Below are 26,595 nucleotides of genomic sequence, written 5' to 3'. Positions count from 1 at the left end.
GCCCGGCGGCTCCGCTCTCGTCATCCCGGGCTTGACCCGGGACCCCGCTTCCTTCTTTGCATCCGCGCAACTCTCCCGTCGAAGAGCACGACAACCTGATGACCGAACACACCACACTCTACGCCGAATACGCGGACCGGATCGAAGCCGTGTTGAAGGCGCTCGTCGCGGAAGGGCGGCTGCCCGCCGACGCGAGCTTCGCCAATGTCACGCTCGAGCCGCCGCGCGATCCTTCGCATGGCGACCTTGCGACCAATGCCGCGATGGTGCTGGCCAAGGCGGCCAAGACCAATCCGCGCGCGCTGGCCGAGGCCATCGTCGAGAAACTCGCCGCCGATCCCACCGTCACCAGCGCCGAGATCGCCGGGCCGGGCTTCATCAATCTCAGGCTCGCCCCCGACGCATGGCTCGGCGAGCTGACCGCGATCCATGACCTCGGCGCGGATTACGGGCGTTCGGACATGGGCAAGGGCCGCCGGGTCAATGTCGAATATGTCTCGGCCAACCCCACGGGGCCGATGCACATGGGCCATTGCCGCGGCGCGGTGGTGGGCGATGCGCTTTCGAGCCTGCTCGAATTCGCCGGGCACGCCGTCACGCGCGAATATTACATCAACGATGCCGGCGGGCAGGTGGATCAGTTAGCGAAGTCGGTTTTCCTGCGCTATGCGCAAGCTTGCGGCCACACCGGAAACTTCACGGTTGAGCAGTTCCCTTGGCTGAACTCGTTATTCATTGCCTGGGACAATCAGGGCGAGAACGCTCTGTATCCTGGCGAATACCTTAAGCCCGTGGGGCAGGCTGCTAGGGATGAATTTGGCGAGAGGTTTGTAAGCGAGCCCATTGAAGAGTGGCTCCCCGTCTTCCGCGCTTTCGCAGTCGAAAAGATGATGGACCTCATCAAGTCCGACCTTGCCCTGCTCGGCATCCACCATGATGTCTTCGCCTCCGAAGCCGCGCTCCACGCCGCCGGCAAGCCGGCCGAGGCGGAAGCCTGGCTGCGGCAGCACGACCTCGTCTATGACGGCGTTCTCGAAGCGCCCAAGGGCAAGGCCCCGCCCGAGGACTGGGAGCCGGTGGAACTGCCGCTGTTCCGCTCGACCCGGTTCGGCGACGACCAGGACCGGCCGATCCGCAAATCGAACGGCGCATGGACCTATTTCGGCGCGGACCTCGCCTATCATATGCAGAAGGCGGGCGAGGCGGACGAGCTGATCGACATCTGGGGCGCCGACCATGCGGGCACGGTCAAGCGGATCAAGGCCGCCGTCGAGGCGCTGTCGCAGGGCGAGGGGCGCATCATCCCCTTCGACGTGAAGCTGGTCCAGATGGTCCAGCTGTTACGCGGCGGCGAGCCGGTGAAGATGTCCAAGCGTTCGGGCAATTTCATCACCATCGCCGACATGGTCGAGGAAGTGGGCAAGGACGTGGTGCGCTTCACCATGCTCACCCGCAAGCCCGAGGCGCAGATGGAATTCGACTTCACGAAGGTGGTCGAGGCGTCGAAGGACAACCCCGTTTTCTACGTGCAATACGCCCATGCGCGGATCCGCTCGACCCTGCGAAAGGCGGGCGAGGCGGGCTTTGCGCCGTCGCCCGACGCGCTCGACCGTTTGGGTGAAGAGGAACTCGCGCTGGTCAAGCTCGCCGCGCGCTTCCCGCGCGAGATCGAGGCGGCGGCCCGCGCCCGCGAACCGCACCGGATCGCCTTCTACCTCTACGAGCTCGCAGCAGAGCTCCATGCGTTCTGGAACCTTGGCAACGATCGGGTGGAAAAACGGTTCATCGTGGAACAGGACGCCGAGCTTACGGCGGCGAGGCTTTTCCTTGCCGAAGCGATCGGGCAAGTCATCCGCGGCGGGCTGGCGGTGCTCGGGGTGGAAGCGGTCGAATCCATGTGAGGCGCCGCCCCCTCGCCGACCCGGAACGGGACTGGGGGATGGAAGAAAAGGTGCGCGACAAGGTGATGGTCGAGGCGGAATTCGAAGAGATCGAGGACGACGGCGAGGAGCTGGCGCTGACCGGCGACGACAGTCTGCCGTGGCTCGAATCCGACGAGGACGACGAGGATGCTGGCGGCATCGACACCGCGCAGGTGATCGGCTTCGCGGCGATCCTGCTCGCCATTCTCGTGCTGGTCGTGGGCGGCATCTGGTATTTCGCGGGCCGCGGCGGCGAGGGTGAATTCGTCGCTGACGGCAGCACGATCGAAGCGCCCGACACGCCTGTGAAAGTGAAGCCGGACGATCCCGGCGGCAAGGAATTCGAAGGCACGGGCAATGTCGCCCCGGTGGTGGGCGAGGGCCAGACCCGCGAGGGCCGGGTCGCGACCGATGAACCCGCGCCGACGCCTGCACCCACCGCCAGCGAACCGGCACCCGCGCCCCAGCCGGCGGTCGAAACGGGCGGGGTCGCGGTCCAGCTCGCCGCCTATTCGAGCCGCGCGCGCGCGCAGCAGGGCTGGAACGAGCTCGCCCGCCGCACCGAAGCGCTTTCCGGCGTGCGTTACCGCGTGGTCGAAGGGCGGATCGATATCGGCACGGTCTATCGCCTCCAGGCCATGGCAAGCGACCGGGCGAGCGCCGATGCGCTGTGCGCCGCGCTCAAGGCCGACGGGCTCGATTGCCAGGTCAAGCCCTGAACGGTGCGGCCCGGACGCAGCCTTATCCCCACGCCGGAGGCGCGCCCCGCTTGCGCGCCCGGCCCGGTGGTGCAAGGTTTCGTCCATGACCCCGGCGATTTTCGGATGTTCCGGACCTGAACTCACCGCCGACGAGCGCGCCTTCTTCCGCGAGGCGGACCCGGCGGGCTACATCCTGTTCGGCCGCAATTGCGTCTCGCGCGAGCAGTTGCGCGCGCTGACTGACGACCTGCGCGCCCTCCACGGACGCGACCGCCTGCTCATCTCGATCGACCAGGAAGGCGGCCGGGTCGCCCGGCTGCGCCCGCCGCATTGGGGCGCCTATCCGGCAGGCGAGGCGTTCGACCGGCTCTATCGGATCGCCCCGGCAAGCGCGATCCAGGCCGCCCGTTTGAGCGCGCGGGCGATGGCGCTCGAACTCTCCGCAATGGGCATCACGGTCGACTACCACCCGCCGCTCGACCTGCGCCAGCCCGGCGCGCACGATGTCATCGGCGACCGCGCTTTCGGCGAGGACCCGGCGCAGGTCGCCGCGATCGGGCGCGCGGTGCTCGAAGGGCTGGCCGAAGGCGGCGTCGCGGGCTGCATCAAGCATATGCCCGGCCACGGTCGTTCGATGGTGGATTCGCACCGCGAAATGCCCACCGTCCGCGAAAGCGCCGAGGAACTGGAGCGCGACCTCGCCCCGTTCCGCGCTCTCGCCTCGCAGGCGCGGATCGGAATGACCGGGCACCTGCTGTTTCCCGTCTGGGACGAAGCGAACCCCGCGACGCTTTCGCCGACGATCATTTCCGAGGTGATCCGCGGCTCGATCGGCTTCGACGGTCTCCTGCTGACCGACGACATCGACATGGAGGCGCTCACCGACCCCATCCCCGAGCGTTCCGCCCGCGCGATCGCGGCGGGCTGCGACGCGGTGCTCAATTGCTGGGCGAAGATGGACGACATGATCGGTATCTGCGAGGCGCTTCCCGCGATGAGCGACAGGGCGCTCGCCCGGCTCGACCATGCTCTCGAAGACACGCGGTTGGCCGAGACGGTGGCGGATGAGCACGGCGAGCTTCTGGCCCAGCGCGACGCGCTGCTCGCGCTTGCCGGGGAGGCGGCATGACGGGCGACCAGCCGAAACTGGACGAAGCGCGCGAAGCTGCTGCCGAGGCGAGCGACGCCGGCTTCATGCTCGCGGGCGAAGCCGCGCGCGCAGGCGAGCCGACCGCCGAATGGCCCGAAGACGAAGCCGGAAAACAGGGCGCGCGGGCAGGCGAAACGCCCCTGATCCTCGAACTCGACGGATGGGAAGGTCCGCTCGACCTGCTGCTCGACCTTGCCCGGCGGCAGAAGGTGGACCTGCGCCAGATCTCGATACTCGCGCTGGTCGATCAATACCTCACCTATATCGAGCGCGCGGGCGAGATGCGGCTCGAACTCGCCGCCGATTACCTCGTGATGGCGGCATGGCTGGCCTATCTCAAGTCCGCCCTGCTGCTGCCCAAGGACGAGCAGGAAGATCCAAGCCCCGAGGAGCTCGCGCTGCGACTGCAACTGCGGCTCCAGCGGCTTTCGGCCATGCGCGAAGCGGCGGCGCGGCTGATGGCGCGTGACCGGCTAGGGCGCGACATCTTCCTGCGCGGGCGCCCCGAGGGGCTGCGCACCGACCGCAAGACCGTTTGGAAGAGCGATGCCTATGCGCTGATCCAGGCATACGGGCAGGTCAAGGCGCGCACGGCCCCTCGCATCTACCACGTCGCCAATCGCCCTGTGATGACATTGGACAGCGCTTTGGAGCGGGTTTCGGCGATGCTCGGCGTGACGCTCGAATGGATGGAGATCCGCGACTTCCTGCCGCCCCATGCCGAACCTGCCCTGCGCAAGTCCGCGCTGGCCTCTAGCTTCGTCGCGGCGCTGGAACTGGCGAAGATGGGCCGGGCGGAGCTGGCGCAGGAGGAAGCCTTCGCACCCTTGCGCATCCGCCGCCTGAAGGACGCGGCGGCGTGAGCGAGGCACCGGGCGATTCGCCGCCGCCGGACGAGATCGAGCGCGCGCTCGAGGCGACCCTGTTCGCCGCAGAGGAGCCACTGACGGTCGAAAAGCTCGCCGCCCATCTCGGCGGGCTCGAGAACGCGGCTGTGCGCGACGGGCTGCGGGCGCTGGCCGAACGCTATTCCAAGCGCGGTGTCCACCTCGTCGAGCGCGGCAAGCGCTGGCATTTCGAAACCGCGCCCGACCTTGCCCACCTGCTGCGCCGCGAACAGGAACAGGTCCGCCGCCTCAGCCGCGCGGCGACCGAGGTGCTCGCGATCATCGCCTATCACGAGCCGGTCAGCCGCGCGGAAATCGAATCGATCCGCGGCGTGCAGACCAGCGCGGGAACGCTCGACGTGCTGCTGGAGGCGGGCTGGATCAAGCTCGCCGGGAGGCGCGAAGTGCCGGGACGCCCGGTGATCTACGCCACCACGCCCGAATTCCTCGACCACTTCGGCCTCGAATCGCGCCGCGACCTGCCCGGCCTCGACGAATTGCGCGCCGCCGGCCTGCTCGATCCGGTCGACGAAGCCTTCGAGGAAGCGATGGAATCGCTCGGCGGCGGAGGCGACGGCGAGGGCGAGGAGGGCGACGAGCGGGACGAGGAAGGGTGAGGGGGCCGCTCGGCTTCGCCTTCGCGGCGCTATGCAATCGCGCGCCCGCAAGCGGGTGACTGGCACAAGCGAAGGATCGCTCCTATATTCACCGTCACAGTCCCAAGACGGGCGGAAAGAGAGCATTATACAATGGGCGGCATCGGCATCTGGCAAATCCTCATCATCGCGCTGGTCGTCCTCGTCCTGTTCGGACGCGGGCGCATCTCGGAGATGATGGGCGATTTCGGCAAGGGTATTTCGAGCTTCAAGAAGGGCATGAGCGAGGAAGATTCCTCGTCCGACCCGGCCAAGGCGAAGCGCATCGAGGCGCCCGCGCACGAGGCTTCGCCCAGCGAAGCGAAGGCGACCGAGGCTAACGAGAAGACCGGCTCCTGAGCCTGCGTCAGGTCACGGGGCCACGCTTTCGCGGCCCTTAGTCCCGCCCGCGACAAGGAGGCGCGCGCCGCAACCCCATGTTCGACATTGGCGCTGCAGAACTGCTGGTGATCATCATCGTGGCCGTGATCGTGATCGGTCCGAAGGATATGCCGCTCGCCATGCGCACGGCGGGGCGCTGGATCGGCAAGGTGCGCCGCGTCTCGGCCCATTTCCGCACGGGCATCGATGCCATGGTGCGCGAGGCGGAGCTGGAGGACATGGAAAAGAAGTGGAAGGCGCAGAACGAGGAGATCATGCGCCGCACCGCGATCTCCGCCGAGGACCGCGCGGGCGAGCCGGTGATGACCGGACCGCCGCCGATCGACGACGGCAGGCCGAAGGGCGCGTCCGAACACCCGGCCCACGACGACCCGCCGCCGCCTCCGACACCGGAGGACATCGCCGGGTCGGGCGTGCCGGGAGACGGCGCGGGCGGACAGGACGCCTCCGGGCGAGCGGCGGGCGAATAGGCGCGTCATGCCTTTTCAGATCAAGGATATCGACGAAAGCCGCGCCCCGCTGCTCGACCACCTGATCGAGCTGCGCACGCGGCTCGTGCGCTCGGTCATCGCGCTGGTCGTGGGGTTTTGCGTGTGCCTCTATTTCGCCGACCCGATCCTGGGGTTCCTCGTCCAGCCGTTGAAGGACGCCTTTCCCAAGGGGGAGGGGCAATTGATCTTCACCGAGCTTCCCGAAGTCTTCTTCGTCGAGCTCAAGGTCGCGCTGTTCGCGGGTTTCATGGTGAGCTTTCCGATCATCGCCAACCAGCTCTGGGCCTTCGTCGCGCCGGGCCTCTACGCGCGCGAGAAGAAGGCTTTTCTGCCGTTCCTGATCGCCACTCCGGTGCTGTTCCTCGGCGGCGCGGCGCTGGCCTATTACGTGGTGATGCCGACCGCTTTCCTGTTCTTCCTCGGTTATGGGGGCGAAACCGGAGGGCTGGCGGTCACGGCGCTACCGTCGGCAGGGCGCTATCTCAGCCTCGTGATGCAGTTCATCCTCGCTTTCGGGGTGACTTTCCTGCTGCCGGTGCTGCTGATGCTGCTGCACCGCGCCGGGATCGTCACGCGCGCTCAGCTGGCATCGGCGCGACGTTACGTGATCGTAGGGGTGGTCGCGCTCGCTGCGATCGTCACGCCGCCCGATCCGGGGAGCCAGGTGATCCTCGCCGTGCCGCTATTGCTGCTGTTCGAGGGCTCGCTCCTCCTGATGCGGCTGCAGGAGAGGACGATGGGCCGCAAGGGCACGGCGGATGCGGGCGATGATGCCGCGAGCGGCGGAGCGCCTGTCGAAGCGGACCGGGGCGAATCGAGGGCTGACTGATCGCGGCGGGACGACGCTAAGTTCCCAAGCGCTCGCATTGGTTCCACTCGGTCCCTATCCCTGAGCGGCCACGATGGCGCCATCTCAGTGGGTTCCGTCACGCAGGCGTGCGGCTCTGGTGCGGCGGGCGGTTCGAGGACGAACGGGCCTCGCATCGGAAAGGCGCGGGACACAAAAAAAAAGGCATCCAACGAGGGATGCCTTTTTCGAAACTGTCAGGGTGGTCAGTCTTACGGGCTGACCGCGTTGTCGTCGCTGCCGTCGGCGGCGATAATGATGCCGCCGATAATTGCGGCACCGGCAAGAACGGCGAGCAGGATACCCGAGCCGCCCACTTCGCTTTCGCCCTCAACCGGAGCAACCGAACGTTCGAAGGCGGCTTCTGCGATGGCCGGCGAAGCAGCCAGCGAGACCGCGGCGGTCGCCAGGGCGATATTCCGAAACTTCATCGATTCGTCTCCTGTGAGCTCTTGTGTTCGTTCTCAAGCACTGCATTACGCCAGATATAGCTGCTTGACAACCCCGTATTTCCTCTCAGGTGTCGCCGGGGTCATCCAAATGACGCCACCTTATCAATCTATTGCACTCCGCCCGCCGGCGAGCGGCCAACGCAGGCACAGGCCAAAACGAATTCCCCGCAAAGCGTTGCGTTCATGTCACGCTCGCCCCTTAGACGGCCCTGAATGCCCCGGACTCGCGCGACATTCCGGCCCGATACCTCAATCGCAGGGGACGCCCGAATTTTCCTCTGCCGCCTATGCGCCGGTCCGATGACCAAATGATGAAAGAATTTGCGCGGATCAACCGACTAAGGGGCATTGCGTAGGCTTGCTCCAGCAATGCGTGCAATTCCGGCGATGGGCCGAGCGAGCGCCTATTTCTCGAGTGCGAGCTGGCCGCCGACCCAGACCTGACTGATTCGGGTTTCGCGGATGTCCGAAGGCGAGGCGAGCAGCGGGTCGCGGTCGACCAGCAGGAAATCCGCCCGCTCGCCCGGCAGCAGTCGTCCGAAACGGCCCTCGGCAAAGCCTGCATAGGCGGCGTCGGCGGTGAAACCGGCAAGCGCCTGTTCGCGGGTCACCGTCTCCTCCGCGCGCCAGCCGCCGAAAGGCTTGCCGTTCGCGTCCGTACGGCTGATCGCGACCGCGATCCCGGCGAAGGGATCGGCGGGCTCCACCGGCGCGTCGGAGCCGAAGGCGAGCCGCCCGCCCGCCTCGAGAATGCTGCGCCACGCATAGGCGCCCTCGAGCCGCTCCTCGCCCAGCCGGGCTTCGGCCATCATCATGTCCGAGGTCTGGTGGACCGGCTGCATCGAGGCGATCGCGCCGTGCTGGCCGAATCGCTCGAGATCGACGGGATCGACGATCTGGGCGTGTTCGATTCGCCAGCGCCGGTCGCCTGTGTAGCTTTCCGAAAGCTCCTCGATCGCCAGCAGAACGTCCTCGTTCGCGGCATCGCCGATCGCGTGGACCGCGCTCTGGAACCCGTCCATCGCGGCACGGCTCATCAGGTTCCTGAGCTGCGCCGGCGTGAGCAGGGGAAGGCCGTGGGTGTCGGGCTCGTCGGCATAGGGCTCTTTCAAGTTCGCCCCGCGCGATCCGAGTGCGCCGTCGAGATAGAGCTTCACGCCGAGCAGCTTCAGCTTGTCGTCATAGAGCCACGGGGTCGGCCCGGGTCCGCCGATCAGCTCCATCGCCTCGACGCCGCGGGCATAGGCCATGATGCGGATACGCAAGGCTCCGCTGTCGCCCGCGCGGCGATAGGTCATCCAGTCGACCACGCTCGTCCCCATGTCGGCGACTGCGGTTACGCCGTAGCCGAGCAGCACCTGCTGGGCCTGGGCGAAGGCATTGTCGCGGTCTTCGGGCCGGGGCGCGGGGACGACTGCCCCGACAAGCGGGATCGCGTTGTCGACGAAGACGCCTGAGGGAGCGCCGTTTTCGTCGCGGATGATCCGCCCGCCCTCGGGATCGGGCGTGTCGGCGGTGATCCCGGCCCGCTCCATCGCAAGGCTGTTGGCCCAGTTCGCATGGTTGTCCGCGCGTTCGAGCCAGACCGGGCGGTCGGGCACGATCGCGTCCAGCTCGGCTGCGGTGGGAAACCGCCCGAGGCCCCATTTCTCCTGGTTCCAGCCGCGCCCGAGGATCCACGGGCGGCCCGGGTTCTCCTCGGCGAAACGGCGGACCTTCTCGAGCGCTTCGGCGAGCGAATTGGTGTCCGACAGGTCTAGCGTGAGCGCGGCGAAGCCGATGTCCATGACGTGAACGTGCGCGTCGATCATGCCCGGCAGCATCACCTGGCCCTCGCCGTCGACGGCGTAGTCGACCTGCGGGCGCTCCTCGCCGCGCATCACGAGGTCGGTGACGATGCCCTCGTCGTCGAACACGAGGCCGGTGAAGCGGACGACTTCGCCCTCCTCGCCGATGGTCACGCCGTCGACATTGTAGACAAGCGTATCGGCGGCGGCGGGCACGGCGAAAAGCGCCGCGGAGGCGGCGAAGACGGAGCGGAGCATGGTCATCTGGTCGATTCACCCTTGGGAAGGCGCGTGATGAGTGCGCTGGTGTCGTATCGGTTGCCGCCGGCGGCCTGCACGTCGGCATAGAACTGGTCGACCAGGGCGGTCACGGGCGAGGAAAGGCCCAGTCGCTTCGCCTCGTCGAGCGCATAGCCGAGATCCTTACGCATCCAGTCGATCGCGAAGCCGAAATCGAATTCGTCGGCGCACATGGTCCGCCAGCGATTGTCCATCTGCCAGCTCTGCGCCGCGCCGCCGGAAATGGCTTCGTAGGTCTTGTCGAGGTCGAGCCCGGCGGCCTCGGCCAGCCGCACCGCTTCGGAGAGCCCGGCAAGCACGCCCGCGATGCACATCTGGTTCGCCATCTTGGCGGTCTGTCCCGCGCCGACCGGGCCGACGTGGACGATTGCTTTGCCATAGGCTTCCATAATCGGTCGGGCGCGCGCCACGTCCTTGTCCGCCCCGCCGCACATCACCGCGAGCTTGCCGTTCTCCGCGCCGGCCTGGCCGCCGCTCACCGGCGCGTCGACGAAGCCGATCCCGCGTGCAGCGCAGGCTTCGCCCAGTTCGCGCGCCATGACGGCGGAAGTCGTGGTGTGATCGACCAGCAGCGCGCCTTCGGACAGCCCGGCCAGCACCCCGTCCTCGCCCAGCGTGACGGCGGCGCAGTCCTCGTCATTGCCGACGCAGGTGAACACGATGTCGGCCCCGCGCGCGGCCTCGGCAGGGGTTTCGGCGAATGCGACGGCGAGCCCTTCTTCCTCCCACGCCGCGCGCCATCTGGCGGCGCGCTCGCCCGAGCGGTTGTAGGCGGCGACGCGGTGGCCGGCGCGGGCGAGGTGGCCGGTCATCGGACCGCCCATCACGCCGAGCCCGATAAAGGCAAGCTGCGTTGTTCCAGTCATGGCCCGGGTGACTAGTCGCTCGCCGCGCGCTTGCCAACGGATTGCGTCCGCAAGCCTTGCATAACGCGCAAAGGACGCGTGCCCGCATTGCGCGTAAAGGACGCGTGCCCGCATGGCGCGCAAAGGAATTGCCCTCGCTCGCATGGCGGCCTAGGGCACGGCCCGTCATGACCGCGCAATCCATCCCCCAGCAGCCCGCCCACCCGGCGACGCCCGGGCCCGAGGCTCTCACCATCGACACCGTTCGCGCCGCCGCGAAGGCGATCGAAGGCTCCGTGGTGCGCACGCCGATGATGCATTCGATCACGCTGTCGCAGATCACCGGCGCGGATATCTGGCTGAAATTCGAGAACCTGCAGTTCACCGCCGCCTACAAGGAGCGCGGCGCGCTGAACGCGCTGCTGGCGCTGTCGGACGAACAGCGCGCGCGCGGGGTGATCGCGGCCTCGGCTGGCAATCACTCGCAGGGGCTGTCCTATCACGGCACCCGGCTGGGCGTGCCGGTCACCATCGTCATGCCGCGCACCACGCCGACGGTGAAGGTGATGCAGACCGAAAGCGTCGGCGGCAATGTCGTGCTCCACGGGGAGACCTATGACGATGCCTACGCCCATGCGCGTGAGATCGAGGCGGAGCGCGGGCTTACCTTCATCCATCCCTTCGACGACCCGCTGATCGCCTCGGGGCAGGGGACGGTGGCGCTCGAAATGCTCGCGGCGAAGCCCGATCTCGATTGCCTCGTCGTGCCGATCGGCGGCGGGGGGCTGATCTCGGGCATGGCGACGGTGGCGCGCGCGCACGATCCCGATATCGAGGTCGTCGGCGTGCAGTCGGCGCTGTTCCCGAGTATGTTCTCCGCGATCAAGGGCGAAGAGCGCGATTGCGGCGGCGACACGCTGGCCGAAGGCATCGCGGTCAAGAAGCCGGGCGCCTTCACTTCGCAGGTCATCGCAAACCGTGTCGACGATATCGTGCTGGTGGATGAACCCAGCCTCGAGAAGGCCGTGTCGCTGCTGCTCCAGATCGAAAAGACCGTGGTCGAGGGCGCGGGCGCGGCGGGGCTGGCTGCGGTGATGAGCTATCCCGACCGATTCCGCGACAAGACCATCGGGCTGGTTCTGTGCGGCGGGAATATCGACACGCGCCTGCTCGCCAATGTCCTGCTGCGCGATCTCGCCCGGCAGGGTCGGCTCGCCCGGCTTCGCGTCACCCTGCAGGACCGCCCCGGCGCGCTGTTCAAGGTGATGCGCCTGTTCGACGCGCACAATGTCAACATCATCGAGATCTACCACCAGCGGATTTTCACGACGCTTCCGGCCAAGGGTCTCATCACCGACATCGAATGCGAAGCGCGCGACGCGGCGCAGGTCGAACAGCTGGTGAAGGCGTTGCGGGAAGAGGGCTATTCTGTCCAGCCGGTCGAGCTGAACTGACTCCCGCGCGTTTCCGGTTCCCGCAATATCCTTGCGCGACATTTTGCCGGATCGCTCCGGAACGGTGCGGCTTCGTGCGCCAGCTTGTGCATACTAAGCCATTATTCACCCTGTTTCGTGGTTAAGGGACTTTTACCGGACCCTTCTGCGAGGCATAAGATTGTCTTAACACGAGCCCCCGCCGATTCCCCTTTCCAGAGGACCCGACCAGACCCGTGACGGCCCCCATTCGCTTCCCCCGCTTTTTCGTGACCAGCCCCGCGCCGTGCCCCTATCTTCCTGGCCGGCAGGAGCGCAAGGTGTTCACGGAGCTTAAGGGCGCGCACGCGGATCAGCTGAACGAGGCGCTCGGCCGGATAGGCTTTCGCCGTTCGCAGACGGTCGCCTACCGGCCCTCCTGCCTCGATTGCCAGGCCTGCGTTTCGGTCCGCGTGGTGGCGGGCGAATTCCGCCCCTCGAACACGCAGAAGCGGGATATCAAGCGCAATTCCGACCTCATCGCGACCGAATGCCGCCCCTGGGCGACCGACGAGCAATTCGAACTGCTCGCGCGCTATCTGGGCGAAAGGCACCCCGACGGCGGGATGTCGCAGATGGACGAGCTCGACTATGCCGACATGGTCGAACACACGCCCGTCACCACCAACGTGGTCGAATATCGCGAGCCCGATGCTGACGGCAATCCCGGTGCTCTGGTCGGTGCCTGCCTGACCGACCGGCAGGGCGACGGCCTGTCGATGATCTATTCCTTCTACGATCCGAAGCATCCGACCCGCGCGGGGCTCGGCAATTACATCATCCTCGACCACATTCGCCGCGCGGCCGAACAGGGCCTGCCCTATGTCTATCTCGGCTATTGGGTCGATGGGTCGCCGCGGATGCAGTACAAGGTGCGCTATCGCCCGCTCGAACGGCTGACCCGCGAAGGCTGGCAGGTGATGGACGCGGAGGAGCAGAACCGCCTGATCGCCAAGGCGATCGCTCAGCGCAAGGCGGGCGACAAGGATGTTGCCGCCGGGCGTGGCAAGGACGGCCAGCCGCTGCGCTTCCCCTCCTCGGAATAGCTCCTAGGACAGGTATAGCGCCGCTTCGGCTGCGCGCCTCCTCACCAGACCCCTGACCACCCGCCCGGCGGCCTTGTTCCAGCGGGGAAATTCGCGCGCCGCGCCCGCGTGGTCGCAGGCGCGATGCCTGCGGGTCAGGGTCGCACGGGCGATCGCGCCGGTGTTGTAATGGAAGCTCACCAGCGCATCGAACTGCGCCTGCGTCGTCGGTGCGTCGCCGATCGCCGCGGCGACCTCGGCGGCGTATCGCGCGAGATCGGCCTCGAAGCGCGCGTCGCATTCGGCCTGCGTCCAGACCGTGCCCGGTCCGATCTCTGCGCCCGTAGAGCCCCAGCCGATCGTCCAGGGATCCCCGCCGCTGCAGGGGTCGGGATAAGCCTCGACCAACCCGTCGGGGCGCAGCCGCGCGCAGCCTTCGAAACGCTTGATGAGGGCGATGCCCTCCGGCCCGATCCGGTGAACGGGCGCGCGGCGCGCGACTCGCGGGACGCTCGCCACGGCCACCGACGCGGGCGCGGGCGCGGGCGTGCGCTCGGGAACGGGGGCTAGGTCGATATCGGGGACCGGAACCTCATCAAGGTCTTTATCCCCCGCCGGTCGGGACGTGCTCCCGATTATCGCGCGCAGGGTTTCGATAAAGGAACGGGGGGGGCAGGAACGGCGGTCGAAACCGGTCATGGCGGGGGCCTCCTATGCAGGTCTGGCAGCACAGGCGAAACGATTAGGCACGCAAAAGCCGAGTAGGAAAACGAAATCTCGCCTACCCTTCTCCTCGACCGCAATCCTCGGGCGGCGCGCGGCGCAAACCGCAGGTCGGCGCCCCTCCTCAGGGCGTGACGATGTCGAAGCCGTCCGGCATCGGATCGAGCGCGCCAAGCAGCGCCTCCAACGCGCCCTCGTCGCCTTCGGTCGAAAGGCCCGCCGCCTTCATCTGCGCCAGCGGAAGCTTGAGGAAAAGCAGGCCCAGCACGAGCTGGCGCGGCCCGGTAACGACGACGTCGGGCACGGTCTCCTCGTCTCCCATGCGCGCGATCATGACGCTGCGATTGGCCTCGAGGAGCGCGCTTTCCTGCCGGTCCGTGAGGTCGAAACGCACCGCCACGCCTTTCTCCGCCATTTTCGCCGGATCATAGCGCGTTGCCGCCGAATCGAGCAGCAGCCCGGTCGGTACGGCCGCGATGAGGTCGTTGCTCTGGGTGCGGAAATTGTCGGCGTGCCCGTTCCTCAATTCGTTCGCCGCGACGAGGAACTGGTTGCGCCAGATCGCGCTTTCCGACTGATAGCCCTGCTGTTCGTAGCTGTCGGCGAGCAGGCGTTTCGCCGCCGCGTTGCCCGGCTCGGCGAAGACGAGCTGCTGGAGAAGGTCGGAGGACCAGCGATAATCGCCCTCGGCCATGGCCGCGCGGGCTAGCGCGGTGACGCGCCCGGCGCCGCCCAGCGCCTCGACCATGCGGCGCGCGCGATCGACCGGCGGGTGCGGGTGGAGGTTTGCAGGGACCGCGTCGTACCAGCCGAGGTAATACTGGTAGATCGCCTTGGAATTGTGGCTGTAGGTCCCGTAATAGCCGTGGGCCGACCATTCTTCGGCCAGCTGGGGCGGCAGCGTCACCTCCTCTGCGATTTCATCCATGGTCGCGCCGCGGTTCATCCGGCGCACGGTCTGATCGTGGAGATAACGGTAATTGTCGCGCTGTGCGGTCAGCCAGTCCGTGCCCGCCTCGCGGCCGAATTGCGGCCAGCAATGGCTCGAAATGACGATGTCGCTTTTCGGCGCATATTGCGTCGCCGCCTCGTCGAGGAATCGCGCCCAGGCCCGCGTATCGCGCACCTTCGCCCCGCGCGGGGTGAGAATGTTGTGCATCGTGCAGGTCGCGATCTCGGCGGCGAGGAAGGTGCGCTGCGGGGCGATGTAGACATTGAGCTCGGACGGGGCCTCGCTGCCCGAGACGATCTGGAATTCGAGCGGAACGCCATCGACGACGCGCGTCTCTCCGGTCGTGCGGATGGTGTCGGTCGGCGCGATCAGGGTGATCGTTCCGCGCGAGACCGCCATGCCGATCCCGCTGCCCATCTGGCCGGTGTCGCTCGGGCCAAGCCCCGCGCCGAACTGGTAGGCCGCGCGGCGCTGCATCGCACCTCCGGCGAGGACGTTTTCGGAAGCCGCCTCTTCCATGAAATGCTCGGGCGCGATCACCGCGACCCGGCCTTCCGCTACGTCCTCGGCGCTGGCGACGCCGCGCACTCCGCCGAAATGGTCGGCATGGCTGTGGCTGTAGATCACCGCGACGACCGGGCGCTCGCCGAGCGTTTCGTTGACAAGCTCGAGCGCGGCTTCGGCGACTTCCTTCGTCGTCAGCGGGTCGATCACGATCCAGCCCGTTTCACCGCGGATCACGGTCATGTTCGAAAGGTCGAAGCCGCGCACCTGCCAGATGCCGTCGGCGACTTCGAACAGGCCGTGCCGCTTGAGATAGCGCATATGCCGCCATAGGCTCGGGTGGACGGTGGCGGGCGGGTCGCCCTCGACGAAAGCATAGGCATCGAGGTTCCAGACCGGCTGGCCGCGCGCGTCGCGGATCACCGGGTCGGCGCGGGTGGCAAGGAAACCGCGCGCAGCGAATTCGGCATCCCGCGTGCCATCCCGGGGGAGAGCCGCTGCTGCCTCGCGCTGCGCAGCAATGGTCGCTGGGGAAGCCGGCTTTGACCCCTCCTGCGCGCCGAGCGGAGCGGTAAAAGCGGCACCGGCCATTAGAATTGCGAGGATGCGAACTGTCATGTCTCTCTCCCTCCCTCCTTGAGATCGGGAAGGATAGGCAAGCAAAGAGCTTCGCGGCAATCGTTCGCGCAAATGAAAGGGGCGCTTCGACCGTTTCGGTGAAGCGCCCCTCTTGTATTCCAAGCCTGCCGACCGGATCAGAAGCGCCAGGTCGCCTCTGCGCTCCAGACCCGGGTGTCCGCAGTGCTGCGTCCGATCGTCGCGTCGAAACCGAAGCCGACCGTCACGGGGCCATCGCCGATGGTCGCCCCGATGCCGACTTCGCCCCACGTCCGGTCGGCGCCATCGACTACGAAGTTCGCCGCCGGGCCGTTTCCGCGCACGAACTGGGCGGAGAGAAGCTGCGGGCCTTCTTCGAACTCCCAGACCATCTGCGCGGTCGCATTGACCTGGAACATATCGCCCGACGTCTCGTAATCGAGACCGCCGCGAGCCTGGGCGCTGCGATAGGTTTCGCGGTTGACTTGAAGCCCCAGCGGGCCGCCCCGTTCCTCGACCGTGGACAGATCCACGCTGGCAAAGCGCGCCTCGACCCCTGGGGAAAGCGTACCGATCCCGCTTTGCAGATCATAGGATGCGCCCACCGCAGCGGAGAACAGCGTGTCACTGTCATCGCTCGAAAGGGCCTGGGGGTTGCCGAGGAAATCGACCCGGCGGTCTGTCGTCAGGTTCATCGAACCCAGGGTCAGCTGACCGTCGAGGATCAGGCCGCCTTCCGCGCGGTGTCGAGCATAGAGCGACCCCGCGAAGGTATCGGCTTCGGCTCGCTGGCCAAGGGCGGTGTCCGCCTCGACCGACGAGAACCACCCCGAAACACCCATCATCGTGCTATCGCCGAGATAGAATTCGAGGCCGCCCGCGACATACAGGCCGTCCATGTCGCTGTTGCCGGTGTAGCCGGGAAGCGGGTCGGCTTCGCCGGAGACGATGCCCCCGGCAAGGAAGAGCGCCACGTTTTCGGGCAGGTCGGCGTCCATCACCTCGGCATCGCCTTCGCCGCCCTGCAGCGCCATCGCCCCCGCGCCGACCGGCTGGCCGAAACGCTGGAAGCTTGCCTGGGTGGCTTCGAGCGGGGAGCCGACTTTCGCGATCTTGCCGCCCGCTTTCGACCGATCGGCGGTGCGAAGGCGCCGGTCGTTGAAGTTCTGCAGCAGGTTGACCGATTGCTGGGTAAGCGAACTCACCGCCGCCTCGGTAACCGGGGCAAGGCCGTTGAAGGTCGAGCGGATCGTGTCGGCATCGGCAAAGTCGAGCGCGAAAATCTCCGCGATATTGTCGTTCGAGCGATTCTGGTCGAACAACTGGGCATAGGCCGACTGGACCGGATCATCCGGGTCTACGACGCTGGCATAGCTTGCCGCTTCGATCTGCATCAGAACGGCATTCTCGGTGTAGGTGAAGGACTGGCTCAGGATCGCGGAAATCGTGGTTTCGCTGAACGCGCCGCTGACCCCGCCATCGGCGGTCAGGATCGTGTAGGTGCGGCCATTGCCGTTGACCTGGCCGGTGATGCCCTGGCCGATGCCGACGACACCGCCGACATTGGCAAGGCCGGTGACGGCGAGCGTATCCGAATTTCCAGCCGCGTCGATGTCGGCCAGCAGCGTCGCGCCCGACGACATGACGAGATTGCCGTCGATAGTGAGCGTGTCGATCGTCCCCATCTCACCGGGCGAGATCGCGCCCATGATGCTGGTCACGAAGGGCGATTCGATCGTGCCAGACCCCGACAGCATACCGGCAAAAAGCGTGTAGTCCCCGATGCTCGCAAGACTCCCATCGACCGCGACATTGCCCCCGAACTGGCTGACGTTGATGAGCGAGGTCAGGTCGCCATCGGCATCGATCGCAAGACCCGCCGAATCGCGCACGATAAGGCGGTCAATCTCGACCGTGCTCGAAAGCGTGGTCGTGCCCGATCCGGAAAGAGTGACGTCGAAATAGCGTCCCTGGACGGCAAGCGCAGGGTCGGCACTGACGACGGGATCGACATTGTCCGGAACGAAGCCGCTCGCGCCCGGAAGGCCGTTGGCGAGTGTGGGGGCAGGCAGGCCGCCGCCGGCCCCGCCCTCGGCCACAGCCTCCTGGGCGATTGCTTCGCCGCCCGGCTGGCTTGCAGCGGACCGGAAATCCTCAAGCCCGAGGTCGACGAAACCGCGATTGTCGCTTTCGGTCGCTTCGCCGCCGCGCTCGAGCGTGACCTGGCCCCGATTGTTCCAGACCCCGACGCTGAGCTCGGCATCCGGGGCAGTGGCGCTTGCTCCGGCGTTGAAAGTCGGCGTTGTCGTGCCGGTAGCAAGGTCGGTGCAGAAATCGCCCGGTCCTTCGAACTCGATGCAGATCGCGCCGAAATCGCCTTCGGTCCCTTCGAGCGCAAGCTCCGGCGTCGAAGGCAGGCCGTTCACGACAGCGCCGCTTTCGTCGATGATGCGGTAGGCCGGATCAAGCAGGGTGACCCAGTGATCGGGATCCTCCCAAGCCCCGTCGCCGCCATTCGTCCCGACATAGCGATAGGGATTGTTGGCCGCGATATACTGCCAGTAGAGGAAGAGCGGCTGATAGAAGCTCTGCGTGCCGATCGAGCTGAACGGTACGCCGAACACCCGTGATCCGCCCGAGAGAACACCGATGACGAGATCCTCGTCGGTCAGCGTGTTGTTTTCAGCATCGAGGATCAGCGGACCTCCGGAGTCGCCGCCTGCCGTCGTCCCTTCATTCGGTCGCGCATCGTCGCGCGTGATGTTGATGTCTACGAACGGGCTGCGATCCTGCGAATCGAAATCCGTGAAATAGAGGTTTTGCGAAAGGCTTTCCGGCCCCGGACCGAACAGGATCGCGTTGCGATCGTCGAGCGAGAAGAACCCGCCGAGAATGTTCTCCGCCGCGCGGCGACGGAAATCGATCCCGAGGCTGGCCCCCGTGGCCGCCGTGCCGGTCCCGCCATACCCGACGATATCGACGAAATAGCCCGTCCCGGTGACCGGATCGATCTCGCCCGGATCGGGCAGGGGGGAGAACAGCACGGCCCACGTCGGGATATTGGCGGCCGGCGTGTCGAGCGTGGCAAGGGCGATATCCGCCTCGATGAAGCCGCCTGCCGCCGGATTTTCCAACGAGCGGGGATCGTACTGAATCTGCGAGACGTTGAAGACGGCGAGGTCGGGATTGCTGGCGAAGGCATTGCTGAACCAGTCCTGGAAGCCGGGCAGGGCATCCACATTGAACGACCAGGCCGCCGGGACTCCGTTCGGGCCGTAATCGGAAGCGGCCCGATTGTTTACGCAGTGCGCTGCGAAAAGGACGGTGCGCGGATTGATCAGCGAACCCGTGCAGACCGAACCGTCCGCCCTGAAGAGCATACCCACACCGTCGAATTCACCTTCATTGTCGACGATCTGTTCGGAATCGGTCGTCTCGTTCGGGACCACCATCACGTCCGGCGCGGTCGGCGCGTTCTGCGCCTGAGCGGGAGCGGCGATGCCGGCCGCAGCGAGGGCAAGTGTTGCTGAGCCGGCGAGAAGGCCGGGGAGGCGGAAATCGGATTTCATGGCTAGACCCTGTTGCTGTTCAATGGACACTCGCAAGGATTCCTAATGGAATGATCTCGCGAGTAAATTGCTATCCAACCCCGAAATGGAGTTCCGCAGTCATGTTGCAGATGTGTCACACTCCATAACTGATGTTGCGGATCGGATGGGCCCGCACTTCGCATCAAGCCCTTGGTACGAATTCGGCCAATGCGTCGATCTCCTGCCGCAGGCCGATCACTTTATCGCCCTGCCTGGACGCGCGTCGGGGCGCACCGACCGCCGGGTTACTGATACCCTGGAGACAAAAAGCCGCCCGGATCGGCTCCGGGCGGCTTCGTCTTGTCCTTGCGGCCTTCCATGACCGCTTCGGGTCGGATCAGGCGCTGTAATACATATCGTATTCGACCGGGCTCGGGGTGGTTTCCAGCCGCAGCTGCTCTTCCCACTTGAGCTCGGCATAGGCTTCGATCTGGTCGGTCGAGAACACGCCGCCCTTCAGCAGGAATTCGTGGTCCGCCTCGAGCGCCTCGAGCGCCTCTCGTAGAGAACCGCACACGGTCGGCACTTCGGCCAGTTCGGCGGGCGGCAGGTCGTAGAGGTTCTTGTCCATCGCCTCGCCCGGGTGGATCTTGTTCTCGATCCCGTCGAGCCCCGCCATCAGCAGCGCCGAGAAGGCGAGATAGGGATTGGCGAGCGCATCGGGGAAGCGGAATTCAACCCGCTTGGCCTTCTCGCCCGCGCCATAGGGAATGCGGCAGGAGGCCGAGCGGTTGCGCGCCGAATAGGCGAGCAGGACCGGCGCTTCGAAGCCGGGGACGAGCCGCTTGTAGCTGTTCGTCGTCGCGTTGGTGAAAGCATTCACCGCCTTGGCGTGCTTGATCACCCCGCCGATGAAGTGGAGGCAGGTTTCCGAAAGGCCCGCGTACTCGTTGCCGGCGAAGGTCGGCGCGCCGTCCTTCCAGATCGACATATGGGTGTGCATTCCCGATCCGTTGTCGTCCTTGATCGGCTTGGGCATGAAGGTCGCGGTCTTGCCGTAGGCATGGGCGACCTGCTGCACGACATATTTGTAGATCTGCACCTGGTCGGCGGTCTTGGTGAGCGTCGAGAAGGTGATGCCCAGTTCGTGCTGGGCGGCGGCGACCTCGTGATGGTGCTTGTCCATGTTGAGGCCCATTTCCATCATGGTCGAGACCATCTCGCCGCGGATGTCGACTGCGCTGTCAACGGGCGCGACCGGGAAATAGCCGCCCTTGGCGCGCGGGCGGTGGCCCATGTTGCCGGCTTCGTATTCCTTGCCCGTGTTGCCGGGCAGTTCGATGTCGTCGATCGCGAAGCCCGAGCCGGCATAGCCGTCCTCGAAGCGCACGTCGTCGAACATGAAGAATTCCGGCTCCGGCCCGACGAACACCGTGTCGCCGATGCCGGAGGACTTGAGGTAGGCTTCGGCGCGCTTGGCGGTCGAGCGCGGGTCGCGTTCGTAGAGCTGGCCGTCGGAGGGCTCCACGATGTCGCAGAACACCGCAAGCATCGGGGTCGCCGAGAAGGGATCGGTGTAGACCGCCTCCATATCGGGCTTGAGGATCATGTCGCTTTCATTGATGACCTTCCAACCCTCGATCGAGGAGCCGTCGAACATCAGCCCGTCCTCCAGCGCGTCCTCGTCCATTGCGCTCGCCGCCATGGTGAGGTGCTGCCACTTGCCCTTGGGATCGGTGAAGCGCAGGTCGACCCACTCGATTTCCTCGTCCTTGATCTGCTTGAGGACGTCATTCACGCTTGCCATTGTGTCACTGCCTCCACTTGATTTCGATGGTGGTTGGAGAGGAGCCCGCCGCAAGCGGCGGGCGAGGAAATCAGGAATGCCTAGATCGCATCGTCATCGGTCTCCCCGGTGCGGATGCGCAGGGCGGAATCGATCGTGCTGACGAAAATCTTGCCGTCGCCGATGCGCCCCGTTTTTGCCGCTGCCGCGATCGCTTCGACCACGCGCGCGGCCTGGTCGTCGGGGACGACGACTTCGAGTTTTTTCTTGGGCAGGAAATCGACGACGTATTCGGCGCCGCGATAGAGTTCGGTGTGGCCCTTCTGCCGGCCGAAGCCCTGGACTTCGGTGACGGTGATGCCGGATACGCCGATTTCGTGCAGCGCCTCCTTCACCTCGTCGAGCTTGAAGGGCTTTATGATCGCCTCGATCTTTTTCACGTCGTCCCCTGTCGCTCGCGGCCCGTTTTTCGACCCAAGCTGTAGCGCAAGGAATCGGAAGGTGTGCCTATGGAATTAGCAAGATTGTGACGCGCGGCGCAACAGGACTCGTGAACGTGCCGCAATCTGCCCGAAATTTGGGCAGAAGGCCCGCTCACAGGCGCAATCCCGCGGTTTCGGGAAGGCCGCACATGATGTTGAGGTTCTGGATCGCCGCGCCGGAAGCGCCCTTACCAAGATTGTCGAGCCGGGCGACAAGACGGGCCTGCCCGCTCTCGGGGCCGCCATCGAACACGGCCAGTTCCATCCCGTCCCAGGGCTCGGCATCGCGGCTCAGCAGGATCTCGTTCGGCTGGTCGGGGTATTGAAGCACGGTGACAATGGCGCTGTCCGCATAGACGCTCGCCAATTCGCTCTCGAGCATAGGCGCCGAATTTCGGTCATTCAGCAGTGGGGCCGGGATCGGCACGTCGACCACCATGCCCCGGTGCGCCGGGATGACGCTGGGCGAGAATACGGGTTCGAATGAAAGACTGGCAAAGGCCCGCATTTCCGCGAGGTGTTTGTGCCCCAGCTGAAGCCCGTAGGCGCGAAAGGCGATGTCGGGCTGGGCTTCGAACCGCGCGATAAGCGCATTGCCTCCGCCCGAGTACCCGCTCACCGCATTGACCGTGTAAGGCCAGTCGCTCGGCAGCAGCCCCGCCTTCGCAAGCGGCGCGACGAGCGCGAGGAAGCCGGTGGGGTAGCACCCCGGATTGCTGACCAGACGCGCCTTGGCGATCTTCTCGTGCCCGATGATTTCCGGGAACCCATAAGTCCACCCCTCCGCCACGCGGTGCGCGCTGGAGGCGTCGATGATCCGGGTGTCGGAGCCCTCGGCCAGCTTCACCGCCTCGCGCGCGGCCTCGTCGGGCAGGCACAGGATCGCGATGTCGGCTTCGTGCAACGCCTCGCGCCGCGCGGCCTCGTCCTTGCGCTGCGCGTCATCGAGCACGATCAGGTCGAATTCCTCGCGGCCCGCGAGCCGCTCGCGGATTTCGAGGCCAGTCGTGCCTGCCGCCCCGTCGATGAAGACCTGGTGGGTCAAGAGCCGTGTTCCAGCGTCGTGAGGTCGCCGATCCGGCAATAGCCGCTCGGCCCCTCCGGCCCGAGACAGCCCCAGACCCAGTCGCCCGCGATATCGAGCACTTCGAATGGAGTGCCCGGATCGAGCCGGTGCAGCACCTCGCTGTCCTCGCGCGGGAGGAGGCGCAGTTCGGCCCCGTCCGGGCCGAGCGTGCGGGCCTCGGGGATCACGTAATGCGCCGCAAGATGCTGTCCGGCGAGCGCGATATGGGCAAGGTCGCCGCGCAGCGGGAGCGTGCCCGGCGCGGGGCGCTCGACCGGGCCGGTCAGGCCCAGCACGCCGCCCGGCACGGCGTAGCCCGCCTTGCCCTCAACGCTGTCGCCTCGCGCGCCGTTCATGTCTCGTGTCGCAATCCTGTGTCGGGAACCGGTGAAACCGCGCGCTTAGCTGCAAGCCTGCGTGCGGGCAAGCGAGGCGGGCGGCCTCACCCGCCGTAGCGCTGTTTGAGCGCGTGCCAGCTCGCGCGCAGGCCGTAGGCGCCGCCGCCCTTGGGCCGTCCGGGCTTGGCCGAGGGGCGCCAGGCGAAGGTGTCGAAATGGACCCAGTCGATCCCTTCGCCCACGAAGCGGTCGAGGAACAGGCCCGCGACGCTCGCTCCGGCAAAGGCGTTCTGGTGGGCGTTGGCAAGGTCGGCAATGTCGCTCGAGAGCCATTCGCGGTAGGAATCGGGCAGGGGCAGGCGCCAGGGCGCGTCGTCATTGGCCTTGCCCGCTTCTAGGAAAGCCTCGGCGGTTTCGTCGCGCCGCGACATCATCGCGGCGAAATCGGGGCCGAGCGCGACCCGCGCCGCGCCTGTGAGCGTGGCGAAATCGACGATCAGGTCGGGCTCCTCCTCGCTCGCACGGGTCAGCGCATCGCCGAGGATCAGTCTCCCTTCGGCGTCGGTGTTGTGGATCTCCACCGTCAGCCCCTTGCGGCTTTTCAGCACGTCGCCCGGGCGGAAGGCGGAGCCCGCAATCGCATTCTCGACCGCCGGGACCAGTAGGTGCAACCGCACTTTGAGCCCCGCTGCCATGACGAGACCGGCGAGCGCGATCGCGTGCGCCGCGCCGCCCATGTCCTTCTTCATCAGCCGCATTCCGCTGGCAGGCTTGATGTCGAGCCCGCCCGAGTCGAAGCACACGCCCTTGCCGACGATCGCGAGGACCGGGTCGCCCTCTTTGCCCCACATCAGGTGCATGATGCGCGGTGCATGGTGGCGCGCGGCGGCGCGGCCGACCGCGTGGACCATGGGATATTCCTGTTCGAGCGCATCGCCGCGCGTCACCTTGAGCTCGGCCCCGTGCGCCTTCGCCAGCGCCTCGCATTCGGCTTCGAGCGCGGCGGGGCCCATGTCCTCGGCCGGCGTATTGACGAGGTCGCGGACCTTCATCTCGGCTGCGGCCTCTGCGGCGAGCGCCTCCATCCGGGCGATCTCGGTGGTGAGCAGGACGCGCGCGCCTACCGGCTTGTCCTCCGCGCGGTAGCGGGTGAAGCGGTATTGCCCGGTCATCCAGCCGAACATGGCGACCCCCGGCTGGCGCTCGCCCGCAAGGCGATAGGTCCCCTCTGGCAGCGCCTCGGCGAGGGCTGCCATGCACCAGCTCGACAGGCTGTCGGGATTCGCGACCCCGCCGACCGCGAAGAAGCCATCGCCATCGGGCACGATCCCGACCTGATAGCCGCTCCCGTCGAATTTCTGCGCGGCGAGGCTCGCCCGCTGGCCGGCGGAGAGGGTCTTGGCGAAGTCCTCGAAGCCGTCCTTGTTGACGAGGTGGATCGGGGTCGCGTCCTGGCCGCGATCGGGCTGGATCAGGTCTCTGGCATCGGTCATAGAGGGCTACTTAATCGCGCGTTGGCGCTTGTCACGTTTCAATTCTCACAGGCGGAGCCGCAAGGGGAGGGAAGGATGCGTTTGGGTCCGGTGATGGGGGCGTGGCTTGCGATCGCCGCCTGTTCCTCGCCCGAGGAGATGGGCGAAGCGATCGCGGGCGAACGGGGCGTCGAACTTGCCGTCTCTCCGACCGATGACCCGCGTCCCGTCGATTTCGAGGACAATGACGAAAGGGACGGCGGCACGCGCGACTTCGCTTTTTCCTGGCCCGCCGCCGCCTCTGCCATTCCCGAGCTCGCCGCCATTCTCGCCGAACGGCGCGATTCCGCCCTTGCCGAGCAGAAGGACGACTGGGAGCAGGCGCTCGTCGATTTCGCGGGCGAGGATTGCGTCGGCTGCAAGGCGCGCAGCCATACGACGTCGTGGAATGTCGCCGCCGACACGGCGCGTTTCCTCTCGCTCGAAGGCGAGACGAGCATCTATTCGGGCGGCGCGCATCCCAATTCTTTCTTCGACGCGGCTGTGTGGGACCGCGAACGGGGACAGGCGCTCGAGCCGATGGACCTGTTCACCTCGCCCGCGGCGCTCTCCGATGCGCTGCGTGAGCCCTATTGCGAAGCGCTTGTCGATGCCCAGGCCGAGCGGCGCGGGGAGGTCTATCCCTCGCGCGCGGAGATGATCGAGCGGTGCCCCGGTTTCGACCAGCTCGTGATCGTCCCGGTTTCAAGCGGCGGCGAGGCGATCGATGCGATCCGCGTGTTGGCAGCGCCCTATGTCGCAGGGGCCTATGCCGAGGGGCCCTATGTCGTCACCGTCCCGGTGACGCGCGCATTGGTCGATGCGGTGAAGGAGGATTACCGCTCAGCTTTCGCTGCGCCCTGACTTCACCCGCGAGGGACTCGCAAGACCGCCTTTCGCTCGCTATGTAGCCGAAATGACCGAATACCAGCCCGTCGACAGCAAGGACACCGTCTACCGCGACGGCACGATCAAGCTTCACACCGAGGAAGGCTTCGAGGGGATGCGCAAGGCCGGACGGCTGGCCGCGACCATCCTCGACGAATGCGCCGAGTGGGTGCAGCCGGGCGTGACGACCGAGAGCATCGACACCAAGATCCGCGAGATGATGCTCGATGCGGGCGCGGTTCCCGCGACGCTCGGCTATCGCGGCTACACGCATTCCTCGTGCATCTCGATCAACCACGTGATCTGCCACGGCATCCCGTCTGAGAAGGTGCTCAAGGAAGGCGACATCCTCAACATCGACGTGACGCCGCTCCTGGACGGCTGGCACGGCGACACCAGCCGGATGTTCTACGCGGGCGAGCCGTCGATCAAGGCGAAGCGGCTGGTCGATGTCACCTATGAATGCCTCATGCTGGGGATCGAGGCGGCGTCGAAGCCCGGCGCACGGCTCGGCGACATCGGCGCCGCGATCGAGGCCCATGCGAGGCAGTTCCGCTACGGCGTGGTGCGCGAGTTCTGCGGGCACGGCCTCGGCCGCCTGTTCCACGACGCGCCCGAAGTCGTCCACGCTGCGAAGGCGGGGACGGGGCCGGAACTCAAGCCCGGAATGTTCTTCACGATCGAGCCGATGATCAACCTCGGCAAGCCCTGGGCGAAGGTGCTGGGCGACGGCTGGACCGCGGTGACGCGCGACAAGTCGCTTTCCGCGCAGTTCGAGCATTCCCTCGCGATCACCGAGGACGGGGTGGAGATCTTCACCAAGAGCCCTACGGGAAGAGACAAGCCGCCTTATTGATTGGCTTTATTGGAGGATCGCCTAATGTCGAAGTTTTCTGACAAGATTAACGCGATAGAAGTCGATCCGGAAATCCTCGAAGAAGTTTTGGGCCGGATAAGCGAGTTAGCGCCTGAAGATCGGGGGTTTGTTGGTTCGTCGATCACGGCAGTCCATGTAGTTAACGACTTAGGCTTACCCGATGGTGAGCGACAGGACATGTGCCTAGCGCTTAATTTTCGGTTGAGGGCTTTGGCAAAATTGATCAGTGAGAATGGGGCGGCAGGGTGGACAATGCCGGGCGCAGACGGTGCCACGTTCATTCACCAAGAGGTAATTGAACGCGCTGCCTCCCAACCGTTGTGTGAGGAAGGTGAGGATCTGTTTTTTGATCCCGAAGAGTTCTCTGCCGGATTGCTGTTAAATACGGAGATCGGTGGATCAGCTTAAAACAGCAATGCAATCAG

Annotated in this window: 24 protein-coding genes; 13 read left to right on the top strand and 11 right to left on the bottom strand. The window is 66.2% G+C overall.

Going from position 1 to position 26,595, the window contains the following annotated elements:
• Positions 1 to 98: 98 nt before the first annotated feature.
• The 8 genes from argS to tatC all read left to right on the top strand — a co-directional run bounded on the left by argS (position 99) and on the right by tatC (position 7,017).
• On the top strand, positions 99 to 1,901 hold the full coding sequence (gene argS / locus G9473_RS09350) for an arginine--tRNA ligase (protein ID WP_291132757.1): 1,803 nt from the start codon (positions 99 to 101) through the stop codon (positions 1,899 to 1,901).
• Positions 1,898 to 2,641, top strand: a complete 744-nt coding sequence (locus G9473_RS09345; RefSeq protein ID WP_291132756.1) for an SPOR domain-containing protein — start codon at positions 1,898 to 1,900, stop codon at positions 2,639 to 2,641. The genes argS and G9473_RS09345 overlap by 4 nt, the downstream gene beginning before the upstream one ends.
• Positions 2,642 to 2,726: 85 nt before the next feature.
• Positions 2,727 to 3,752, top strand: coding sequence for a beta-N-acetylhexosaminidase (gene nagZ / locus G9473_RS09340; protein WP_291132754.1), 1,026 nt, complete (start codon positions 2,727 to 2,729; stop codon positions 3,750 to 3,752).
• A complete protein-coding gene (locus tag G9473_RS09335; RefSeq protein ID WP_291132752.1) occupies positions 3,749 to 4,636 on the top strand; it encodes a ScpA family protein in 888 nt (295 codons plus the stop codon). Before nagZ ends, G9473_RS09335 begins: the two co-directional genes overlap by 4 nt.
• Complete coding sequence (gene scpB, locus G9473_RS09330) at positions 4,633 to 5,277, top strand: SMC-Scp complex subunit ScpB (RefSeq protein WP_291132750.1); 645 nt, start codon at positions 4,633 to 4,635, stop codon at positions 5,275 to 5,277. The genes G9473_RS09335 and scpB overlap by 4 nt, the downstream gene beginning before the upstream one ends.
• A 132-nt stretch (positions 5,278 to 5,409) precedes the next feature.
• Positions 5,410 to 5,655, top strand: coding sequence for a twin-arginine translocase TatA/TatE family subunit (locus G9473_RS09325; RefSeq protein ID WP_291132748.1), 246 nt, complete (start codon positions 5,410 to 5,412; stop codon positions 5,653 to 5,655).
• A 77-nt stretch (positions 5,656 to 5,732) separates the two neighbouring features.
• Entirely contained in the window at positions 5,733 to 6,167 is a 435-nt protein-coding gene (tatB, locus tag G9473_RS09320) for a Sec-independent protein translocase protein TatB (protein WP_291132746.1), read from the top strand.
• 7 nt (positions 6,168 to 6,174) lie between these two features.
• Positions 6,175 to 7,017 carry a twin-arginine translocase subunit TatC gene (tatC, locus tag G9473_RS09315; protein ID WP_291132745.1) on the top strand — a complete coding sequence of 281 codons (843 nt, stop codon included), beginning with the start codon at positions 6,175 to 6,177 and terminating at the stop codon, positions 7,015 to 7,017.
• A gap of 230 nt (positions 7,018 to 7,247) precedes the next feature.
• On the opposite strand, the gene G9473_RS09310 is transcribed toward tatC, so the two are convergent.
• From G9473_RS09310 to G9473_RS09300, 3 genes are all read right to left on the bottom strand, one after another.
• The gene (locus G9473_RS09310; protein ID WP_291132743.1) at positions 7,248 to 7,466 is read right to left on the bottom strand and encodes a hypothetical protein; all 219 of its coding nucleotides are present in this window, start codon (positions 7,464 to 7,466) and stop codon (positions 7,248 to 7,250) included.
• Positions 7,467 to 7,891: 425 nt separating this feature from the next.
• A complete protein-coding gene (locus G9473_RS09305) occupies positions 7,892 to 9,532 on the bottom strand; it encodes an amidohydrolase family protein (protein ID WP_291138380.1) in 1,641 nt (546 codons plus the stop codon).
• 2 nt (positions 9,533 to 9,534) lie between these two features.
• A complete protein-coding gene (locus G9473_RS09300) occupies positions 9,535 to 10,440 on the bottom strand; it encodes an NAD(P)-dependent oxidoreductase (RefSeq protein ID WP_291132741.1) in 906 nt (301 codons plus the stop codon).
• 167 nt (positions 10,441 to 10,607) lie between these two features.
• Here G9473_RS09300 and G9473_RS09295 point away from each other — a divergent pair, with 167 nt between their 5' ends.
• The gene (locus G9473_RS09295; protein WP_291132739.1) at positions 10,608 to 11,873 is read left to right on the top strand and encodes a threonine ammonia-lyase; all 1,266 of its coding nucleotides are present in this window, start codon (positions 10,608 to 10,610) and stop codon (positions 11,871 to 11,873) included.
• Between the two features lie 215 nt (positions 11,874 to 12,088).
• On the top strand, positions 12,089 to 12,937 hold the full coding sequence (locus G9473_RS09290; protein ID WP_291132737.1) for an arginyltransferase: 849 nt from the start codon (positions 12,089 to 12,091) through the stop codon (positions 12,935 to 12,937).
• Positions 12,938 to 12,940: 3 nt separating this feature from the next.
• On the opposite strand, the gene G9473_RS09285 is transcribed toward G9473_RS09290, so the two are convergent.
• The 8 genes from G9473_RS09285 to G9473_RS09250 form a co-directional block, all read right to left on the bottom strand.
• Entirely contained in the window at positions 12,941 to 13,615 is a 675-nt protein-coding gene (locus G9473_RS09285; RefSeq protein ID WP_291132735.1) for a lysozyme, read from the bottom strand.
• A 148-nt stretch (positions 13,616 to 13,763) separates the two neighbouring features.
• A complete protein-coding gene (locus G9473_RS09280; RefSeq protein ID WP_291132733.1) occupies positions 13,764 to 15,713 on the bottom strand; it encodes an alkyl sulfatase dimerization domain-containing protein in 1,950 nt (649 codons plus the stop codon).
• A 137-nt stretch (positions 15,714 to 15,850) separates the two neighbouring features.
• Positions 15,851 to 19,261, bottom strand: coding sequence for an autotransporter domain-containing protein (locus G9473_RS09275; RefSeq protein WP_291132732.1), 3,411 nt, complete (start codon positions 19,259 to 19,261; stop codon positions 15,851 to 15,853).
• 358 nt (positions 19,262 to 19,619) lie between these two features.
• Positions 19,620 to 21,029, bottom strand: coding sequence for a type I glutamate--ammonia ligase (gene glnA, locus G9473_RS09270; protein ID WP_291132730.1), 1,410 nt, complete (start codon positions 21,027 to 21,029; stop codon positions 19,620 to 19,622).
• Between the two features lie 80 nt (positions 21,030 to 21,109).
• The gene (locus G9473_RS09265) at positions 21,110 to 21,448 is read right to left on the bottom strand and encodes a P-II family nitrogen regulator (protein WP_034903458.1); all 339 of its coding nucleotides are present in this window, start codon (positions 21,446 to 21,448) and stop codon (positions 21,110 to 21,112) included.
• 154 nt (positions 21,449 to 21,602) lie between these two features.
• On the bottom strand, positions 21,603 to 22,535 hold the full coding sequence (gene argC / locus G9473_RS09260) for an N-acetyl-gamma-glutamyl-phosphate reductase (RefSeq protein WP_291132727.1): 933 nt from the start codon (positions 22,533 to 22,535) through the stop codon (positions 21,603 to 21,605).
• On the bottom strand, positions 22,532 to 22,912 hold the full coding sequence (locus G9473_RS09255) for a hypothetical protein (protein ID WP_291132725.1): 381 nt from the start codon (positions 22,910 to 22,912) through the stop codon (positions 22,532 to 22,534). The genes argC and G9473_RS09255 overlap by 4 nt, the downstream gene beginning before the upstream one ends.
• Positions 22,913 to 22,998: 86 nt before the next feature.
• Positions 22,999 to 24,387 (bottom strand): M17 family metallopeptidase, encoded by a 1,389-nt coding sequence (locus G9473_RS09250; protein WP_291132724.1) that lies wholly within the window; start codon positions 24,385 to 24,387, stop codon positions 22,999 to 23,001.
• Positions 24,388 to 24,462: 75 nt separating this feature from the next.
• Between G9473_RS09250 and G9473_RS09245 the strand changes: the two genes are divergently transcribed.
• The 3 genes from G9473_RS09245 to G9473_RS09235 are packed head-to-tail and all read left to right on the top strand — an operon-like array spanning position 24,463 to position 26,578.
• On the top strand, positions 24,463 to 25,269 hold the full coding sequence (locus tag G9473_RS09245) for a hypothetical protein (protein WP_291132722.1): 807 nt from the start codon (positions 24,463 to 24,465) through the stop codon (positions 25,267 to 25,269).
• A 52-nt stretch (positions 25,270 to 25,321) separates the two neighbouring features.
• Positions 25,322 to 26,149, top strand: a complete 828-nt coding sequence (map, locus tag G9473_RS09240; protein ID WP_291132720.1) for a type I methionyl aminopeptidase — start codon at positions 25,322 to 25,324, stop codon at positions 26,147 to 26,149.
• A 24-nt stretch (positions 26,150 to 26,173) separates the two neighbouring features.
• Entirely contained in the window at positions 26,174 to 26,578 is a 405-nt protein-coding gene (locus G9473_RS09235) for a hypothetical protein (RefSeq protein WP_291132718.1), read from the top strand.
• Positions 26,579 to 26,595: the final 17 nt, after the last annotated feature.

This window comes from Erythrobacter sp. (assembly GCF_011765465.1).
GTDB lineage: Bacteria > Pseudomonadota > Alphaproteobacteria > Sphingomonadales > Sphingomonadaceae > Erythrobacter.
This window is presented reverse-complemented; position numbering and strand designations above follow the sequence as displayed.

Bases quoted from the DNA above. Each gene is read 5' to 3' on its own strand.
- glnA (WP_291132730.1), bottom strand. From the start codon at position 21,029: ATGGCAAGCGTGAATGACGTCCTCAAGCAGATCAAGGACGAGGAAATC.
- G9473_RS09335 (WP_291132752.1), top strand. From the start codon at position 3,749: ATGACGGGCGACCAGCCGAAACTGGACGAAGCGCGCGAAGCTGCTGCC.
- G9473_RS09245 (WP_291132722.1), top strand. From the start codon at position 24,463: ATGCGTTTGGGTCCGGTGATGGGGGCGTGGCTTGCGATCGCCGCCTGT.
- G9473_RS09275 (WP_291132732.1), bottom strand. From the start codon at position 19,261: ATGAAATCCGATTTCCGCCTCCCCGGCCTTCTCGCCGGCTCAGCAACA.
- argS (WP_291132757.1), top strand. From the start codon at position 99: ATGACCGAACACACCACACTCTACGCCGAATACGCGGACCGGATCGAA.
- G9473_RS09250 (WP_291132724.1), bottom strand. From the start codon at position 24,387: ATGACCGATGCCAGAGACCTGATCCAGCCCGATCGCGGCCAGGACGCG.
- G9473_RS09235 (WP_291132718.1), top strand. From the start codon at position 26,174: ATGTCGAAGTTTTCTGACAAGATTAACGCGATAGAAGTCGATCCGGAA.
- G9473_RS09295 (WP_291132739.1), top strand. From the start codon at position 10,608: ATGACCGCGCAATCCATCCCCCAGCAGCCCGCCCACCCGGCGACGCCC.
- map (WP_291132720.1), top strand. From the start codon at position 25,322: ATGACCGAATACCAGCCCGTCGACAGCAAGGACACCGTCTACCGCGAC.
- G9473_RS09255 (WP_291132725.1), bottom strand. From the start codon at position 22,912: ATGAACGGCGCGCGAGGCGACAGCGTTGAGGGCAAGGCGGGCTACGCC.
- tatC (WP_291132745.1), top strand. From the start codon at position 6,175: ATGCCTTTTCAGATCAAGGATATCGACGAAAGCCGCGCCCCGCTGCTC.
- tatB (WP_291132746.1), top strand. From the start codon at position 5,733: ATGTTCGACATTGGCGCTGCAGAACTGCTGGTGATCATCATCGTGGCC.
- G9473_RS09305 (WP_291138380.1), bottom strand. From the start codon at position 9,532: ATGCTCCGCTCCGTCTTCGCCGCCTCCGCGGCGCTTTTCGCCGTGCCC.
- nagZ (WP_291132754.1), top strand. From the start codon at position 2,727: ATGACCCCGGCGATTTTCGGATGTTCCGGACCTGAACTCACCGCCGAC.
- G9473_RS09300 (WP_291132741.1), bottom strand. From the start codon at position 10,440: ATGACTGGAACAACGCAGCTTGCCTTTATCGGGCTCGGCGTGATGGGC.
- G9473_RS09325 (WP_291132748.1), top strand. From the start codon at position 5,410: ATGGGCGGCATCGGCATCTGGCAAATCCTCATCATCGCGCTGGTCGTC.
- G9473_RS09310 (WP_291132743.1), bottom strand. From the start codon at position 7,466: ATGAAGTTTCGGAATATCGCCCTGGCGACCGCCGCGGTCTCGCTGGCT.
- G9473_RS09285 (WP_291132735.1), bottom strand. From the start codon at position 13,615: ATGACCGGTTTCGACCGCCGTTCCTGCCCCCCCCGTTCCTTTATCGAA.
- G9473_RS09280 (WP_291132733.1), bottom strand. From the start codon at position 15,713: ATGACAGTTCGCATCCTCGCAATTCTAATGGCCGGTGCCGCTTTTACC.